Origin of the sequence: Thauera mechernichensis (assembly GCF_029588855.1) — a bacterium.
Lineage (GTDB): Bacteria > Pseudomonadota > Gammaproteobacteria > Burkholderiales > Rhodocyclaceae > Thauera > Thauera mechernichensis.
In genome coordinates this window covers 34814-50305 of sequence record NZ_JARQZE010000013.1, presented here as the reverse complement: position 1 = coordinate 50305, position 15492 = coordinate 34814, and the positions used below count along the sequence as shown (strand labels likewise).

16 protein-coding genes are annotated in these 15492 nt (G+C 68.5%); 3 read left to right on the top strand and 13 right to left on the bottom strand.

The genetic code is table 11. The annotated features are described in order from the left end of the window. Nucleotides 1-11: 11 nt before the first annotated feature. The 4 genes from P7F68_RS15315 to P7F68_RS15300 are packed head-to-tail and all read right to left on the bottom strand — an operon-like array spanning nucleotide 12 to nucleotide 3607. Complete coding sequence (locus tag P7F68_RS15315) at nucleotides 12-1124, bottom strand: acyl-CoA dehydrogenase family protein (protein WP_277834411.1); 1113 nt, start codon at nucleotides 1122-1124, stop codon at nucleotides 12-14. Next, the gene (locus P7F68_RS15310; RefSeq protein WP_002925155.1) at nucleotides 1124-2326 is read right to left on the bottom strand and encodes an acetyl-CoA C-acyltransferase; all 1203 of its coding nucleotides are present in this window, start codon (nucleotides 2324-2326) and stop codon (nucleotides 1124-1126) included. The genes P7F68_RS15315 and P7F68_RS15310 overlap by 1 nt, the downstream gene beginning before the upstream one ends. 22 nt (nucleotides 2327-2348) lie before the next feature. Next, nucleotides 2349-2810 carry a MaoC family dehydratase gene (locus P7F68_RS15305; RefSeq protein WP_002925157.1) on the bottom strand — a complete coding sequence of 154 codons (462 nt, stop codon included), beginning with the start codon at nucleotides 2808-2810 and terminating at the stop codon, nucleotides 2349-2351. Nucleotides 2811-2821: 11 nt separating this feature from the next. Then, a complete protein-coding gene (locus tag P7F68_RS15300) occupies nucleotides 2822-3607 on the bottom strand; it encodes an SDR family oxidoreductase (RefSeq protein WP_002925159.1) in 786 nt (261 codons plus the stop codon). A gap of 180 nt (nucleotides 3608-3787) precedes the next feature. Between P7F68_RS15300 and P7F68_RS15295 the strand changes: the two genes are divergently transcribed. After that, nucleotides 3788-4507: a TetR/AcrR family transcriptional regulator gene (locus tag P7F68_RS15295; protein ID WP_277834407.1), complete on the top strand. Its 720-nt coding sequence runs from the start codon at nucleotides 3788-3790 to the stop codon at nucleotides 4505-4507. On the opposite strand, the gene P7F68_RS15290 is transcribed toward P7F68_RS15295, so the two are convergent. Beyond that, a complete protein-coding gene (locus P7F68_RS15290; RefSeq protein ID WP_002925163.1) occupies nucleotides 4468-5847 on the bottom strand; it encodes a DUF1254 domain-containing protein in 1380 nt (459 codons plus the stop codon). The two genes, P7F68_RS15295 and P7F68_RS15290, sit on opposite strands and share 40 nt — an antisense overlap. A 132-nt stretch (nucleotides 5848-5979) precedes the next feature. Between P7F68_RS15290 and P7F68_RS15285 the strand changes: the two genes are divergently transcribed. After that, nucleotides 5980-7233 carry a cytochrome P450 gene (locus tag P7F68_RS15285; RefSeq protein WP_277834404.1) on the top strand — a complete coding sequence of 418 codons (1254 nt, stop codon included), beginning with the start codon at nucleotides 5980-5982 and terminating at the stop codon, nucleotides 7231-7233. Continuing rightward, entirely contained in the window at nucleotides 7220-7399 is a 180-nt protein-coding gene (locus tag P7F68_RS15280) for a rubredoxin (RefSeq protein ID WP_002939124.1), read from the top strand. The genes P7F68_RS15285 and P7F68_RS15280 overlap by 14 nt, the downstream gene beginning before the upstream one ends. Nucleotides 7400-7406: 7 nt before the next feature. Here the strand turns inward: P7F68_RS15280 and P7F68_RS15275 are convergent, their stop codons facing one another. The 8 genes from P7F68_RS15275 to P7F68_RS15240 are packed head-to-tail and all read right to left on the bottom strand — an operon-like array spanning nucleotide 7407 to nucleotide 15488. Beyond that, nucleotides 7407-7838 carry a nuclear transport factor 2 family protein gene (locus tag P7F68_RS15275; RefSeq protein ID WP_002925169.1) on the bottom strand — a complete coding sequence of 144 codons (432 nt, stop codon included), beginning with the start codon at nucleotides 7836-7838 and terminating at the stop codon, nucleotides 7407-7409. Nucleotides 7839-7849: 11 nt separating this feature from the next. Beyond that, nucleotides 7850-8731 carry an SDR family NAD(P)-dependent oxidoreductase gene (locus P7F68_RS15270; RefSeq protein ID WP_277834401.1) on the bottom strand — a complete coding sequence of 294 codons (882 nt, stop codon included), beginning with the start codon at nucleotides 8729-8731 and terminating at the stop codon, nucleotides 7850-7852. 52 nt (nucleotides 8732-8783) lie between these two features. Next, entirely contained in the window at nucleotides 8784-9608 is an 825-nt protein-coding gene (locus tag P7F68_RS15265) for an SDR family NAD(P)-dependent oxidoreductase (protein ID WP_277834399.1), read from the bottom strand. Between the two features lie 18 nt (nucleotides 9609-9626). Beyond that, nucleotides 9627-11201 (bottom strand): amidase, encoded by a 1575-nt coding sequence (locus P7F68_RS15260; protein WP_277834397.1) that lies wholly within the window; start codon nucleotides 11199-11201, stop codon nucleotides 9627-9629. 1 nt (nucleotide 11202) lies between these two features. After that, nucleotides 11203-12078 carry an SDR family oxidoreductase gene (locus tag P7F68_RS15255; protein WP_277834395.1) on the bottom strand — a complete coding sequence of 292 codons (876 nt, stop codon included), beginning with the start codon at nucleotides 12076-12078 and terminating at the stop codon, nucleotides 11203-11205. Nucleotides 12079-12092: 14 nt separating this feature from the next. Then, nucleotides 12093-13244 (bottom strand): acetyl-CoA C-acetyltransferase, encoded by a 1152-nt coding sequence (locus P7F68_RS15250; RefSeq protein WP_277834393.1) that lies wholly within the window; start codon nucleotides 13242-13244, stop codon nucleotides 12093-12095. 2 nt (nucleotides 13245-13246) lie between these two features. Further along, nucleotides 13247-14305 carry an acyl-CoA dehydrogenase family protein gene (locus tag P7F68_RS15245; RefSeq protein WP_002939144.1) on the bottom strand — a complete coding sequence of 353 codons (1059 nt, stop codon included), beginning with the start codon at nucleotides 14303-14305 and terminating at the stop codon, nucleotides 13247-13249. A 13-nt stretch (nucleotides 14306-14318) separates the two neighbouring features. After that, nucleotides 14319-15488, bottom strand: a complete 1170-nt coding sequence (locus tag P7F68_RS15240; RefSeq protein WP_002925181.1) for an acyl-CoA dehydrogenase family protein — start codon at nucleotides 15486-15488, stop codon at nucleotides 14319-14321. Between the last annotated feature and the right edge of the window lie 4 nt (nucleotides 15489-15492).

The following is a 15492-nucleotide window of genomic DNA, read 5'->3' as shown; positions in this document are numbered from 1 at the left end:
TGTCGGTCCTGTCAGGCGGCGTCGAGCAGATGGGCGGCGAGCGCCTCGCGCCAGTCGCGCGTGGGGCCGAACCACTGGCTCGCCCACTGCGCGCGCTTGAAGTGCAGCTGCGGGTCGTATTCCCAGGTGAAGCCCACCCCGCCGTGGAGCTGAATGGCCTCCTGCGCGCAGTAGCGATAGGCCTCGGTGGCCTGCACGCGTGCGGCGGCGACTTCCGCCCCGAGCGTGGCGTCATCCAGCCCGCCCTGCGCCACCCGCGCCGCCACGCCGAGCACGGTGGAGCGCGCGGTCTCCATACGCACCATCATCTCGGCCACGCGGTGCTTGATCGCCTGGAAGCTGGCCACCGGCTTGCCGAACTGCACCCGCTCCTTGGTGTAGTCCACCGCGAGCTGCAGGCACTGCGCCGCACCGCCGACCTGTTCGGCCGCCAGCTGCAGCGCCGCCAGCACGCGCGTGCGCGCGAGGCCGGCCAGCACCCGCGTCGGGTCATCGACGCGCGCGTCGGCCGTCAGCCGGACCTCGTCGAAGCACCAGCGCGCCTGCGGCCGGGTGAGGTCCCACACCTCGAGCGGCGTGCGCGACAGGCCGGCGGCATCCACCGCCAGCTCGAACAGCGCCACGCCCGGGGCGTCCTCGATGCGCGCGGCCACGTAGGCGTGGGTGAGCAGCCCGTCGTCGAGCACCTGCGCGGCCTCGCCGGCCAGCACCCAGCCGTCGCCGTCACGACGCGCCTTCACCGTCAGCGCCGCCGGCTGCGCATCCAGGCCCGGACCGAGGATCAGCGTGGCGGTGCGCTCGCCGTAGGCCAGCGCCGCCAGCGCGCGCTGCTGCGCCTCGACTGTGCCAGCCTGCAGCAGCGCGGTTTGCGCCAACACCACATTGCCCAGGAAGGGCGTGCGCGCCAGGCGCCGGCCCATCTCTTCCATCAGCAGCGCAAGTTCCACCTGCCCCAGGCCGAGGCCATCGAGCTCTTCCGGCACCTGCACCGCCGCCCAGCCGAGTTCGACGACGCACGACCACAGCTCGGCGTCGGCATCCGCTTCCTTGCGCGCATTGGTATGGGCGGCGAGAAAGTCGGCCGCCGTCTCCTGCAGCGCACGCTGTTCGTCGGACAGGTTCATCACAGCACCTCGAACAGGCCCGCCGCACCCATGCCGCCGCCGATGCACATCGACACCACCACATAGCGCACGCCACGGCGACGGCCTTCGAGCAGCGCGTGGCCGACCATGCGCGCGCCCGACATGCCGAAGGGGTGACCGATGGCGATGGCACCGCCGTTGACGTTCAGGCGGTCGTTGGGGATGCCGAGCTTGTCGCGGCTGTAGAGCACCTGGCAGGCGAAGGCCTCGTTGATCTCCCACAGGCCGATGTCGCTCACCTTGAGGTTGAAGCGCTCGAGCAGCTTGGGGATGGCGAACACCGGGCCGATGCCCATCTCGTCAGGCGCGCAGCCGGCCACGGCGATGCCGCGGTAGGCACCCAGCGGCGCGATGCCGCGGCGTTCGGCCTCGTCGCGGCTCATCACCAGCGCGGCCGAGGCGCCGTCCGACAGCTGCGAGGCGTTGCCGGCGGTGACGTATTCGCCCTGCTTCACCCACTGGCCATCCTTCACCACCGGATTCAGCTTGGCGAGATCCGCCAGCGTGGTCGAGGCGCGGTTGCACTCGTCGCGGGTGGCGACGACGTCCTCGTGACCCACCGGCTTGCCTTCCTTGTCGAACACCAGCTTGCGCGCCGCCAGCGGCACGATCTCGGCGTCGAACAGGCCGGCGGCCTGCGCGGCGGCGGTGCGCTGCTGGCTCTGCAGCGAGAACTCGTCCTGCGCGGCGCGCGAGATGCCGTAGCGCGCCGACACGATCTCGGCCGTCTCCAGCATCGGGATGTAGGCCGCGGGCACGATGGCCTTCACCGCTTCGGACTGCGCGCGGTAGGTGTTCTTGTGCTTGGTCTGGGTGAGCGACAGCGACTCGACGCCGCCCGCCACCGCAATCTTCATCTCGCCGGCCAGGATGTTCTTGGCGGCGACGCCGATCGTCATCAGACCCGACGCGCACATGCGGTCGAGCGCCATGCCCGGCACGGTGTCGGGCAGGCCGCCGGTGTAGGCGCACAGGCGGCCGATGTTGTAGGCCTGGGTGCCCTGCTGCACGGCAGCGCCCATGATCACGTCCTCGACCGCGCCGGGCTCGATGCCGGCACGCTCGACGACGGCGCGCACCACATGGCCGCCCAGCACCGGCGCCTCGGTGTCGTTGAAGGAGCCGCGGAAGGACTTGGTCAGCGCGGTGCGCGCGGTGGAAACGATGACGGCTTCGGTCATGGCGATGTTCTCTCTCGGGAATTCAATCGTTGAAGGTGTAGCGGCTGATGGTGTCGACCACGCAGCCGGGGCGCTCGCTGCCCTCGATCTCGATGGTCACGCGCACGGTGGATTGCACCGCGTCCTTGATGCGCTCGACCTTGAGGATTTCGCCGCGGCCGCGGATGCGCGAGCCGACCTTGACCGGCGCTGGAAAGCGCACGCGGTCGCAGCCGACGTTGACGCCCATCTTCAGGTTGTCGGCGCGGATCAACTGCGGCAGGAACAGGTTGGCAAGTGCGAGCGTCAGGTAGCCGTGCGCGATGCAGGCGCCGAAGGGGCCGTCCTTGGCGCGCGCGGGATCGACGTGGATCCACTGGTGGTCGTCGGTGGCGTCGGCAAACCGGTCGATGCGGTCCTGGCGGATCTCGACCCAGTCGGTCGTGCCCAGATCCTGACCCTCTGCCGCAACCAGCTGCTCGGCACTGGAGAAAACCATGGTCATCGCCGCGCCCCTCAAGCGTGCTGCGAGCTGACCGACAGCACTTCGCCGGTCATGTAGGACGCGTAGTCGCTGGCGAGGAAGACCATCACATTGGCCACTTCCCACACTTCTGCGGCGCGGCCGAAAGCCTCGCGGCTGGCAAGCTGGGCGAGCAGCTCCTCGCTGGACGCCTTCTTCAGGAATTCGTGCAGCGCGATCGACGGCGACACCGCGTTGATGCGCACGCCGTGCTCGGCCGCCTCGACCGCCGAGCAGCGCGTCAGCGCCATCACGCCGGCCTTGGCCGCGGCGTAGTGGGCCTGGCCCTTCTGCGCACGCCAGCCCAGCACCGAGGCGTTGTTCACAATGGCGCCGCGACCACGCTTCTCCATGTGCGGCAGCATCGCGCGCGTCATGCGGAAGGTGCCGGTGAGCGTGATGTCGAGCACCCGGCTCCACTCGTCGTCGGTCATCTCGGTGACACGCTTCTCGCCGCCCAGGCCGGCGTTGTTGATGAGCACGTCGACGCCGCCGAGCTTGTCCTCGGCCGCGGCGACCAGGGCCTGCACTTCCTCTTCATGGGTGACGTTGCACAGCTGGCCCCAGACGTTCTGCAGGCCGGTGTCGGCCTTCAGCTTCGCGACCGCCTCTTCCAGCCGGCGCGGATGGATGTCGGAGATCATCAAGGCGCGGCAACCTTCTTCGGCGCACTTGCGCGCAGCGGCAAAGCCGATGCCGGCGCCCGCAGCGGCGGTGATCAGGACGGACTTGCCAGCCAGCAACTGGTGACCGGGGACGTAGGCGGGGGCTTCTTTCACGGCACGAACCTCGAAGGGTGGAGATGCCGTCATTTATAGGGGGGGTGCAGGAGGGCAGCATCGTCAAAACGGACGGGGCCGCAAATGCGCGCCACATTCCCGACTGGGAAAAGTTGTTTCCTCGCGCGGCCCTCTGGCCCTGAGTTTCCCGAACGGAAAATATGAAACCAAGCGGTATCCGTGACGAGGCTCGATAGAATAGGCGGCTTCAAGCACAAGCTCGATTCGATGACGGACAGCCGCCCCACCTCAGAGCGCATTCTCGACGTTGCCGAGGAACTCTTCGCCAGCACGGGTTACCACGCAACCTCACTCGGTGACATCGCAGACCGGGTCGGCATCCGTACGCCAAGCCTCTACAACCACTTCAAGAACAAGGAAGCCCTGTACGCTGCCGTGCTGGAGAGACTGATGGCGCACTTTCGCCCCATCATCGCGGCCGCAGCACCGCAGCCAGGGGGCGCGCCTCACGGACGACGAGAGGCGCTGGCCTGGGCGCGACGCATGGTCGAGTGCTACTTCGCGCATCCCAACTTCGCCCGCCTGCTGCAGCATGCCGCGCTGGCCGAAACCCCGATTGCAGGCGCGCAGATCCAGGCACTGTTCGAACCCTTGTTCGCCCCGGTCACCGAGGGCGCACGCATGCCCCAGGCGCTGCAGCCCTGGGCGGTCATGGACTTCAACAACCTGCTGGTGTCCTACATCACGCTTGCACCGCTGTACCGCGACCTGATCGGCATCGATCCGATGGCACCCGAGGGCCGCGCCCGCCACGTCGAGATGGTGCTCGAGCTCGTCGACGCGGCACTCTCGCAACAGGCGCTGCGCCCCGCTCACCCCAGGGGCGCACCGGCAATGCCTCAGGACCCGGGTACCGGCCACAGTGGCGGCAGCACGTAGGCGCCGGTGAGCGCCTCCTGCCGTGGCTGGTAGAGACGCGCGATCACGTAGAACGCGCCGCTCGGCGTGGGCAGCCAGTTGTGCGGCCCCTCGGCGGGCTCGTCGGCCTGCAGATGGAGCGTCAGAGCCCCATCCTCGCCATGCACCAGTCCGGGAGTCCTGTCGCCGATGCTGTAGCGCCGGATCGGGTTCTCGACCAAGGCATGCGTGCGTGCGTCGTAGACCGAGATGGACCAGAACGCATCCACCGGCGGCAAGCCACCTTTTTCGAATCTGAGCGTGTAACGCTGGCCACCATGCAGCAATTTGCCGTCGGCTGAGAACAAATTGGCCGGATAGAGGTTCTCCTCCGCCCGGTTCGCCCCCGTACCCGTGCGCACAACGCCGGCCCGGCGCAGGTAGTTGTAGCCATAGGTCCCCAGATCGCGAAGCACGATCCAGCCTGGCTCGACCTTTTCGCGCGCCGCGAGCTCGATCAAGCGCGCGCCGTCCTTGAGCGCGCGCTGCAAGCCTGCAACGACGGCGGGATTCGCCGTGGCGAGGTCAAAGACCTGGCTTGGGCCGACGCCGATCCGGTCGAACTGGGCCATCAGCGCGGCCTCGTCGGCCCTTGTGGGCGATTCGCGCAGGATACGGTTCAACCAGGTAAAGAACTCGACGCGCTGCAGATCCTCCCGCACCGGAAAGTCACGCGGAGCCGGCTCGTGACTGCCCTCGTGCGCGCTGATCCGAAAGGCGTCGATCAAACGACTGGCCTCTTCCATATCGGCGTCCCCTGCGCTGTACATGCGCCCCAGCAGATACACCACGGTGGTCGAGTTCTCGATCAGCTGCATGCCGGCGGGTAGCGCGCCCTGCCACCCCGGAGGCACGAACAGGAACCGGCCGGCGCCGGTGCCCGTCGTGCGACGACCAATGTGCTCGGTCTCGGCGTAGAGATCGCTGATCGCCACCGTGTAGTAGCGCCCTGCGGTATCGGGCACGTCCAGCACCACAGGGCCGGCGGACAGATCGAGCCATGCACTGAAGTAGATGGTGTCGTTATTGGGCGCACGCAGGTCGCCCTCGGTGCCCGGTGTCGCCAGGGTCCGGTAGTTGAACATCGTGTTGACTGGCGCATAGACGCGCTGCACCCCGTCAGCGCGCCGCGTCTCGCGCCCCATCACGTGCATCAGATCGACAGCGGGATAGCCATATACATAGGCCTGCACGCCGATGTGGTACGCGAGGCTTTCCTCGCGCTCGTCGATGTCGCGCTGCACGTCCGGCAAAGGCCCTGCCCCCTGAACGCTGCCAATGAGTGCAAGCGTCGCCAAGGTGCCGGCAATACGTCTGATCATGGGTGTCTCCTCATTCTTGCTTGGTCTGTTCCAACGGAGCTCAATGGATGAGCAGTTGACACTATAAACTAATAGTTGTTAGTTTTAGATCAGATCAACGCTTCCCATCCACCATTCACGAGCGCCTCGACCATGACCTCGGAACAACAGCATCAACTGCCGGACGACATCGACGTGTTCTCGCCCGAGGCCTACGCCGACGAGGCCGGGCTCTACCGCCAGCTCGCTCACCTTCGTCGCAACTTGCCCGTGTCCTGGGTCGACCGGGCACCGTACCGCCCCTTCTGGCTCGTCACCCGCAACGAGGACATCAAGCTCATAGAGAAGAACCACGGGATCTTCCTGAGCGCTCCACGCCTGACCTTGATTCCCGAGGCCATGGAGGCGGCGACGCTCGCGCGCTACGGCAGTCGCACGGGCGGTTCGCGAACCATTCTCGACATGGACGAACCCGAGCACAGCCAGTACCGGAACATCGCCGCACGCTGGTTCATCGGCAGCGGCCTGCGCGAACTCACGCCCGGGATCGACGCCATCGCCGAAAAATACGTCAGCCGCATGATCGGGATGGGCGGCGAATGTGACTTTGCGAGCGACATCGCCGTGTGGTACCCGCTAGAAGTCATCGCCTCGATCCTCGGCGCCCCGCTTGAAGACGCGCCCTACATCCTGCGCATGACCCAGGCGCTGCTCGCAGCCGGCGACCCCGAGCTTCAGCAGGACGGCGACTACGGCGCGGCCGCATTCGAGGAGTTCGCCGGCTATCTGGGCAAGATGCTGGCCGAACGGCGCGCATGCCCAACCGGCGACCTGACAAGCGCGATCGCCAACGCATCGATCGACGGCAATCCGATCGGGATGATCGAAGCGCTCTCCTACGTGCTGGTCGCGATCACCGCCGGCCATGACACCACGTCGGCCGCACTGGCCGGCGGCATGCTGGGCTTCGCCACCCACCCGGAGGAGATGACCAAGCTCGTCGCCAATCCGGGGCTGCTGCGCAACACCAGCAACGAGATCTGCCGCTGGGTGTCACCGATCCACCATTTCATGCGCACTGCGAGTGAGGATTTCCAGCTCCGCGACGTCACGCTACGCGCGGGCGACGCGGTGGCGCTGATCTACCCCTCAGGCAATCGCGACGAGGCAGTGTTCGAAGAACCAGACCGCTTCCTGATCGACCGCGACACCTCGGGCCACGTCGCATTCGGCTACGGCGTGCACGCCTGCATCGGACGCCAGTTGGCCCTGTTCGAACTGGACGCATTCTTCGGCAAGCTGATCCCGCGCCTGTCGTCCCTCGAACTGACCGCCACGCCAGTACCCATCGCGTCCAACTTCGTGGGTGGCTATCGCCGCCTGCCGATCCGCTATGCCGTACGCTGACGCGACCTCAAGCCACATGTGCCTGACATGTGGCTTCATCTACGACGAAGCGACTGGCCTGCCAGGGCAAGGTATTGCGCCCGGCACCGCATTGTCGGACCTTCCCGTCGACTGGGTGTGTCCGGACTGCGGCCAGCCAAGGGACAGCTTCGAGACGGTGGACTGAGGCCCAATCAAGCGCCGACCGCAGCCAGTATCCGCGACCGCGTCGCCACGATCTTCCACGCGCCGTCGATGCAACGGTACTCGTCGTCATACATCACACCCAGCCGGCGGGTCGCGCCGGTTTCGGCATCCAGATTGAAATAGGACAAGGCCCAGCGCCCGCGCGCGTGGTCGGCGGCGAGCAGTTCGATTTCGGGGTTGGCGCCGTGGTGGCTGTCGCGCACGCGCGGGTGGCAGGCGAGCGACTGGTAGAGGGCGACGAAGCTGTCGCGGTCGTCGAAACGGCCGACGGCTTCATAGTCGATCACGATCGGGCCGCTGGCGAAACAATCGCGGATGGTATCGACGTCCTTGAGGTCGCAGGCGTTGAGGTAGCGGTGCTTGAGCAGGCGGATCGCCTCGAGCGCTTCGAGGCGGGCGATACGTTTGTCGAGATCCATGTAGCGTTCCCTCAGCTCACGCGCGCGGGATGGAAGGCGCAGGGTGCGCCGAGGATGTTGCGCCAGGTCGGCGGTTCACGGCCGTCCTCGTCGCGGACGCCGTAGCGCTGCGCGAGTTCGGCAACGATCTGCGTGCGTCCTGAGCGCGCAGCCAGCTCCGGATCGCGCCACAGTGCGTGGATGACGCGGCCGACGAACTGCGGGCTCTCGCTGCGCGCCATGAAGTCGCCGTAAGCGTCACCACGCAGACGGGCGGCGATGGCAGTGCGTTCGGTGCGCTGAACACCCAGCCACAGCGACACCGCGGCCACGCCGGTGCCCTCGAAATCCACCGCCATGTCGGCCGCCATCTTGTCGCAGCCGGCCTTCTGCGCGCCATAGGCCGGGCCATGCATGTAGCACCCAGCGCCATACGAGGACGTGAACGCCACCAGCCCCCGCCCCGCCTTCAGCAGCAGCGGAGCGGCGTGCCAGGCGGCAACATAGTTCGAACGCAGCCCGACACCAAACATGTCGGCCTGGGCGAGCGGCTTGGTCCAGAACGGGCCTGGCTCGATCAGGCTGTCGTCGATGACCAGGGCGTTGTTCACCAGGATGTCGAGGCGGCCCTGCTCGCGTTCGACGCGCTCGAACAGCGCCTTCACCTGGGCGTCGTCGCCATGGTCGCAATGCACCGCGATGCCCTGCCCGCCCGCGGCGGTCACCGCGGCGGCGGCGTCGTGGATGGTGCCGTGCAGCGGCGTGTCGCCGATGCGCGATGCGCCGTCGGTGGTGCTGCGCCCGGTGACGTAGACGGTCATGCCGGCCGCGCCGAGCGCTTCGGCCACGCCGCGGCCCACGCCACGGCTGGCACCGGTGACGACCGCGACGCCCTGTGAGGCGATTGTATTCATCGGTTTTCCTTGGGAATAAAGTCCGGACATGCACCAGGCGGCTGCGGATCGCCTATCGCCCGGCCACTTGCCCGCCATCGACGCTGTAGAGCTGGCCACTGATCCACGCGCCCTGGGTGCTGCACAGATAGACCACCATGCTGGCGATCTCCGCCGGCGCGCCCGCACGCTTCAGGGGCACGTAGGTGTCGATGATGGCGTCCCACTGCGCCGGCGACAGGTCGTCCAGGCGGGACGTGGACACGATGCCGGGACAGATCGCATTGACGCGAATGCCGTACCGCCCCACCTCGCCCGCCATCGCCGCGGTCAGCGCATGCACCCCGGCCTTGCTGGCGGCGTAGGCGGCCGTGTTGGGCGCCATCAGCTTGCCGCCCACGGACGAGATGTTGATGATGGCGCCGCCCTCGCCCTGCTCGATCAAGCTGCGACCGAACACCTGGCTCATGTAGAAGCTGCCGTTCAGGTTCACGTCGATGACCTTGCGCCAGGCGGCAGGATCGACATCGACCACCGGGGCCCGGTCGCCGGCGCGCGCGGCGCCGGCGTTGTTGATGACGAAATCCACCCGGCCGAACTCGCGCATCACCGTGTCGGCCAGGGCCGCGACGGCGTCCGGGTCGGCCACGTTGCTGACCACCGGCAGCGCGCGTCGGCCCAGCGCGCGGACTTCCTCCGCGACCGAGTCGATGTCGCGCCAGCCGGCCCGCTTCTCGTCATCCGGAAAGGAATCCGGCGAGCGGCCGCTGCCGGTGATGACGACGTCGCAGCCCGCGCGGGCAAGCTCGACCGCGATCGAACGGCCGATGCTGCGCATCCGCCCCGCGCCGGTGACAACGGCGAGCTTGCCTTCCAGGCCCGTCAGTGTGTACGCCAAGACTGCGGTACCCGTCGATCAGCCCAGCCGCGGCGGGCGGCGGTCCGCCCACGGCGCGGCCTTCTCCAGCTGCGCGGCAAGCGCGATCAGGCGTGCCTCGCCGCCGTAGGGCGCGGCGAACTGCACGCCGATCGGCAGGCCTTCGGCGCTCCAGTGCAGCGGCACCGACATCGCCGGCAGGCCGGTCATGTTGAACATGGAGGTGAAAGCCGACGCCAGCACCGCCCTGCGCGCGAAGTCCTCGAAGGGCTGGTCGAGCGAGAGCTCGCCGAGCTTGGGCGGCAGTGCGGCGGTGGTCGGCGACAGGATCAGGTCATAGCGCGCGAACAGCTCGTCCAGCACACGGCCGCCGCGGTCGAACACGCTGCGCGCCTTGAGGATCTGCTCGGCGGTGTAGGACTGGGCCTTCTGCATGCTTTGCCAGTCGATCGGCTCGAACTCGTCCTCGCGCGCCGCGCGGCCGATCGCCTTCTCGCGCTCGCGCACGGTGTAGAGCATGCCGCTGGCGGTGACCACGCCCATGCTGCCAGCCATCTCCAGGAAGGGCAGCGCCGACAGGTCGATCGGCTCGACGTGATGGCCCAGGCCGGCGCATAGGGTGGCAGCCTTGTTCGACGCTTCGATGCACTCCGCATGCACGCCGGCGCCGAACAGATTGGCCTGGAACAAGCCGATCTTCAGCGCGCGCGGCGCCTGCTCCAGCGCCGCGAGCAGGTCGGCGGTCGGCGGCAAGGTGCGCGCGCCCGGCTCCGCGCCCTGGCTGAGCTGCATCAGCAAGGCCGTATCGCGCACGCTGCGGCTGATCACGTTGTGCGCCGACAGGCCGAGCCAGCCTTCGAGCGACTTCGGCCCCATCGGGATCAGTCCGCGGCTGGGCTTGAGGCCGAACAGGCCGCAATGCGAAGCCGGGATGCGGATCGAGCCGCCGCCGTCGCTGGCGTGGGCCACCGGCAGCACACCGGCAGCGACCGCCGCCGAGGCCCCGCCCGAGGAACCGCCCGAACTGCGCTCCAGATCCCAGGGGTTGCGGGTGGCGCCGAACAGGCGCGATTCGGTGGTGCCGGTCTGGCCGAACTCGGGCGAGGCGAGCTTGGCGAAGATGTTGAGGCCCGCCGCCTGGTAGCGCTGCACCAGGGTGGAGTCGTGGTCGGCCACCGCATCCTTGAAGAAGGCGCAGCCGTTGGTGGTGACCGTGCCCTTGAGCGCGATGCCGAGATCCTTCAGCGCGAACGGCACACCGGACAAGGCGGGGCGCGCCTCGCGCTCGGCCTGGCCGGCAGCGTCCAGTGCGCGCGCGGCCTCGCGTGCGAGATCGAAGTGCGGCACGGTGACGGCGTTGATCGCCGCGTAGGCCTCGGCGCGGGCGATCGCCGCCTCGAGCACCTCGCTCGGCTTGACGTCGCCGCGGCGGATGCGCAACGCGATCTCGGTCGCGTCCCACTGCTCGTAGTCGGGCAGCGGCAGGGACACGGGCGTGGCAGCTGCAGCAGCGACGGGGCTGACCCCACCCAGGCCCACAGCCGCCGCGCCGCCGAACACTGCACCCGTCTTCAGGAAATCACGACGCTCCTGCACCACCGCCCGTTCGCTCATCTCAAGTCCCCCATACCTTTTGCGCAGGCACGGCCTGCTTCATCAGTTCATCGACCGTCGCGCCCGCTTCCATCGGCGTCAGGCGCGCGCCCTTGTCCTTCTGCGGACCGGTGCGCCAGCCGTCGCACACCGAGATGCGCCCGCCCTGGCTCTCGAACACCTGGCCAGTGACGTGCGAGGACAGCTCGCTGCCCAGCCAGACGACCAGCGGCGCAACGTTTTCGGCTGCCCAGGCGTCGAAGCCGGTCTCGGGCGCCTTGACCACGTCGGGCATCGCGCTCTCGGTCATCGAGGTGCGCGCGGCCGGGGCCAGCGCGTTGGCGGTGACACCGTAGCGCGCCAGCTCGGCGGCCTGCACCAGGGTCAGCGCGGCAATGCCGCCCTTGGCCGCGGAATAGTTCGACTGCCCGACCGAGCCCTGCAGGCCGGCGCCCGAGCTGGTGTTGATGATGCGTCCGGCGATCTTGTTACCGGCCTTGGCCTGGTCGCGCCAGCGCTTGCCGAGGATGTTGGCGAGGCAGAAGTGGCCCTTCAGGTGCACCCGCATGACCTGCTCCCAGTCGTCTTCCGACAGGCTGATGAACATGCGGTCGCGCAGGATGCCGGCGTTGTTCACCACCACGTGCACCTCGCCGAAGGCCGCCACGGCGGCGTCAACGATCTGCTGTGCGGTGTCGATGCGGGTGATGTCGTCGGCGTTGGCGATCGCCTTGCCACCCGCCGCGGCGATCTCGGCGACGACGGCGTCGGCCGCTTCCTTGCGGATGTCGTTGACCACCACGTTCGCGCCCTCGGCCGCGAAGGCCAGTGCATAGGCGCGGCCCAGGCCGCCACCGGCGCCGGTGATGATGACGGTGCGTCCTTCACAAATTCCCATGTCGATCCCTTCTCTTACAGCTTTTCAATGATGGTGACGTTGGCCTGGCCGCCGCCTTCGCACATGGTCTGCAGACCGAAGCGGCCGCCGCTGCGCTCGAGCTCATGCAGCAGCGCGGTCATCAGGCGGGCGCCGGTGGCGCCGAGCGGGTGGCCCAGGGCGATGGCGCCGCCGTTGGGGTTCATGCGCGCGGGGTCGTAGTCGAGCTCCTTCTGCCAGGCCATGACCACCGAGGCGAAGGCCTCGTTGATCTCGACCACATCGATGTCGCTCATGCGCATGCCGGCCTTCTTGAGCGCGGCACGGGTGGCGGGGATCGGCGCGGTGAGGTGCCAGATCGGGTCGTCGCCCAGCACCGACAGGTGGTGGATGCGCGCGCGCGGGGTCAGGTTGTAGCGTTTGAGCGCGGCCTCCGACACCACCAGCAGCGCGGCCGAGGCGTCGCAGGTCTGGCTCGACACCGCGGCGGTGATCGACGGGTACTCGGGGCCGACCGGTTCCAGTTCGGCCATTTTCTCCAGCGTGGACACCCGCGGCGTCTCGTCCTTCGTCACGCCCTCCAGGCCGACGATCTCGCGCTCGAAGCGGCCTTCGGCGATGGCGGCCAGCGCACGGCGGTGGCTCTCCAGCGCATAGACCTCCATGTCGCGGCGGCTGCACTGCCAGTGGTCGGCGATGCGCTGCGCGGAATAGAACTGATTCACCGGCTGGTCGCCGAAGCGCGCCTTCCAGCCCTTGCTGCCCGAGAACGGGTCGGGAAAGCCGAGCGGCTGGCCGGCGAGCATGGCCGACGAGATCGGAATCTGGGTCATGGTCTGCACCCCGCCGACCGCGACCACGTCCTGCGTGCCGCTCATCACTGCCTGGGCGGCGAAGTGCACCGCCTGCTGCGAGGAGCCGCACTGGCGGTCCACCGTGGTACCGGGCACGTTCAGCGGCAGGCCGGCGGCCAGCCAGGCGGTGCGCGCGATGTCGCCCGCCTGCGAACCGATGGTGTCGACGCAGCCGAAGATCACGTCATCGTATTCGTCGGCGGGAATGGCGTTGCGCTCGACCAGCGCCTTCAGCACATGCGCGCCGAGGTCGATCGCATGGACGTGGGACAGACCGCCCTTGCGCTTGCCCGTAGGGCTGCGCAGGGCATCGACAATGTAGGCTTCAGCCATATTCACTCCTCGAACGTGTGGCCGGGGCCGAGCGCGGCACCGTCGGCCAGGATCGCGTCGGCAACGCGGGCCTTGTGGAAGCCGCGGTCACCCCAGGCGGCATCCAGCGCCCAGGCACGCTTCATGAACATCTGCAGATCGACTTCCCAGGTGTAGCCCATCGCGCCGTGCACCTGGATACCCTGGCGTGCGCCCAGCCAGGCCGCCTCGCCGCAGGCGAGCTTGGCGTGCGAGACGCGCGCATCGGCACCCGCCTCGCCATGGGCGAGCGCATAGGCAGCGCGGTAGAGCACAGGCTTGGCGAACTCGATCCTGGTGGCGACGTCGGCGAGGTGGTGCTTGACCGCCTGGAAGCTGCCGATCGGCTTGCCGAACTGCTTGCGCTGCGCCACGTAGTCGACCGACAGGTCGAGCATGCGCTGCGCCAGGCCGAGCAACTGCCCGGCGGTGGACAAGGCACCGCGGTTGAGCGTCTGCGCCCACAGCGCGCGGCCGGCCTCGCCGCCGGCGATCAGCGTGGACGCGGCGGGCGTCCAGCGCACGCGCGCGAGGCGGCGCGACAGGTCGATGCTGGGGTTGGGCTCGACCTCGACCTGCTCGCGCGGCACGGCATGCACTTCGTCGCCATGCGCAAGGAGCAGCAGGTTGGCCGGGTTGGCGTCGGCCACCAGCGGATTGACCGGGTGCGCAACCGCGATGCGGATGCTGCCCTCGGCAATGCGGCCGAGCCAGTCTTCGCGCGACGCGGTGCCAGCCGGCAGCGCGGCGATGAGACCAGCAGCAACGTAGGCCGCGTCGGCGAGCGAGTCCGGGATGGCGTAGTAGCCCAGCTCCTGCGTCATCAGTGCCCAGGCGATATCGTCCATGCCCAGGCCGCCGCAGTCCTCGGGCACCGACAGCGCGGTCAGGCCCTGCTCGGCGATGTTCTTGCGCAGTTCGGGCGAGCGCCCGGTGTCGGTTTCCCAGATCTCGCGCAGCATCTCGGGCGCGGCTTCGGTCATCAGGAAGCGGCTCACCGCCTCGCGGAAGGTGAGCTGGTCGTCGGTGAAGGTGAAGTCCATGGCGGCCCCTTCCTTATTTCGGCAGGCCGAGCATGCGCTCGGCGATGATGTTGCGCTGGATCTCGTTGGTGCCGGCGTAGATCGGCCCGGCCTGCGCGAACAGGAAGCCATCCAGCCAGCGCGCGGCCTCGACTGCCGCCGGCGCGTCGCCGGTGAGTTCGCCGAGCGGGCCGAGGATGCGCATCGCGGTCTCGTGCATCTTCAGGTCCAGCTCCGACCAGTAGATCTTGTTGGTGCTGGCCTCGGCGCCGATGCGGGCGCCCTTCGCCAGCCGGCCCACGGTGTGGTAGGCGGCGAGCGCGTAGGCCTCGGTGCCGGTCCAGGCCTCGATGACCGCGTCGCGGATGCTGGGGTCGCGGTCGGCGACCTCGCGGTTGGCCTTGTAGAGCTCGACCAGACGGCGCGCGGTGTACTGGAAGCGCGCCGGCGAGCGCAGCAGCAGGCCGCGCTCGAAGCCGGCCGTAGCCATCGCCACATGCCAGCCCTGGCCTTCGTCGCCGATGCGGTTCTCCACCGGGACCTTGACGTCGTCGAAGAAGATCTCGGCGAAGGCCTGCTTGCCGTTGAGCGCCTGGATCGGGCGGATGGTCACGCCCGGCGCATCCAGCGCCACCGCCAGATAGGACAAGCCATGGTGGCGGCTGGAGGCGGGGTCGCTGCGGAACAGGCCGAACAGCAGGTCGGCATAGCTCGCCCGCGTCGACCAGGTCTTCTGGCCGTTCACCACATAGTGGGTACCGTCGGCCGACAGGATGGCCTTGCTGGTGATCGCCGCCATGTCCGAGCCGGCGTTGGGCTCGGACCAGCCCTGCGCCCACATGTCTTCGCTCGAGGCCATGCGCGGCAGGAAGCGCGCCTTCTGCTCCTCGGTGCCGAACTCGATCAGCGTTGGGCCGAGCAGGAGCTGGCCGTTCTGGTTCACACGCATCGGTGCACCGGCGCCGTAGTACTCCTCCTCGAAGATCAGCCATTCGATGAGGTCGCAGCCGCGGCCGCCCAGGGCTTCGGGCCAGATCACCATCGACAGGCGCGCGTCGAACAGCTTGCGCTCCCATTCGCGGTGCTGCTCGAAGCCCTCGCGGGTGTCGTAGCTGGCCAGCGGCTCGCGCGGCAGGTTGGCCGCGAGCCAGGCGCGCACTTCCTCGCGGAAGGCTTTCTGCCGGGGGGTGTAGGCGAGATCCATGGTG

What these genes read in the sequence shown, in the direction of transcription:
- P7F68_RS15310 (WP_002925155.1), bottom strand. Translation starts at nt 2,326, where the DNA reads ATGACCGAAGCCGTCATCGTTTCCACCGCGCGCACCGCGCTGACCAAG.
- P7F68_RS15240 (WP_002925181.1), bottom strand. Translation starts at nt 15,488, where the DNA reads ATGGATCTCGCCTACACCCCCCGGCAGAAAGCCTTCCGCGAGGAAGTG.
- P7F68_RS15270 (WP_277834401.1), bottom strand. Translation starts at nt 8,731, where the DNA reads ATGAATACAATCGCCTCACAGGGCGTCGCGGTCGTCACCGGTGCCAGC.
- P7F68_RS15285 (WP_277834404.1), top strand. Translation starts at nt 5,980, where the DNA reads ATGACCTCGGAACAACAGCATCAACTGCCGGACGACATCGACGTGTTC.
- P7F68_RS15315 (WP_277834411.1), bottom strand. Translation starts at nt 1,124, where the DNA reads ATGAACCTGTCCGACGAACAGCGTGCGCTGCAGGAGACGGCGGCCGAC.
- P7F68_RS15305 (WP_002925157.1), bottom strand. Translation starts at nt 2,810, where the DNA reads ATGACCATGGTTTTCTCCAGTGCCGAGCAGCTGGTTGCGGCAGAGGGT.
- P7F68_RS15250 (WP_277834393.1), bottom strand. Translation starts at nt 13,244, where the DNA reads ATGGCTGAAGCCTACATTGTCGATGCCCTGCGCAGCCCTACGGGCAAG.
- P7F68_RS15260 (WP_277834397.1), bottom strand. Translation starts at nt 11,201, where the DNA reads ATGAGCGAACGGGCGGTGGTGCAGGAGCGTCGTGATTTCCTGAAGACG.
- P7F68_RS15245 (WP_002939144.1), bottom strand. Translation starts at nt 14,305, where the DNA reads ATGGACTTCACCTTCACCGACGACCAGCTCACCTTCCGCGAGGCGGTG.
- P7F68_RS15255 (WP_277834395.1), bottom strand. Translation starts at nt 12,078, where the DNA reads ATGGGAATTTGTGAAGGACGCACCGTCATCATCACCGGCGCCGGTGGC.
- P7F68_RS15290 (WP_002925163.1), bottom strand. Translation starts at nt 5,847, where the DNA reads ATGATCAGACGTATTGCCGGCACCTTGGCGACGCTTGCACTCATTGGC.
- P7F68_RS15275 (WP_002925169.1), bottom strand. Translation starts at nt 7,838, where the DNA reads ATGGATCTCGACAAACGTATCGCCCGCCTCGAAGCGCTCGAGGCGATC.
- P7F68_RS15280 (WP_002939124.1), top strand. Translation starts at nt 7,220, where the DNA reads ATGCCGTACGCTGACGCGACCTCAAGCCACATGTGCCTGACATGTGGC.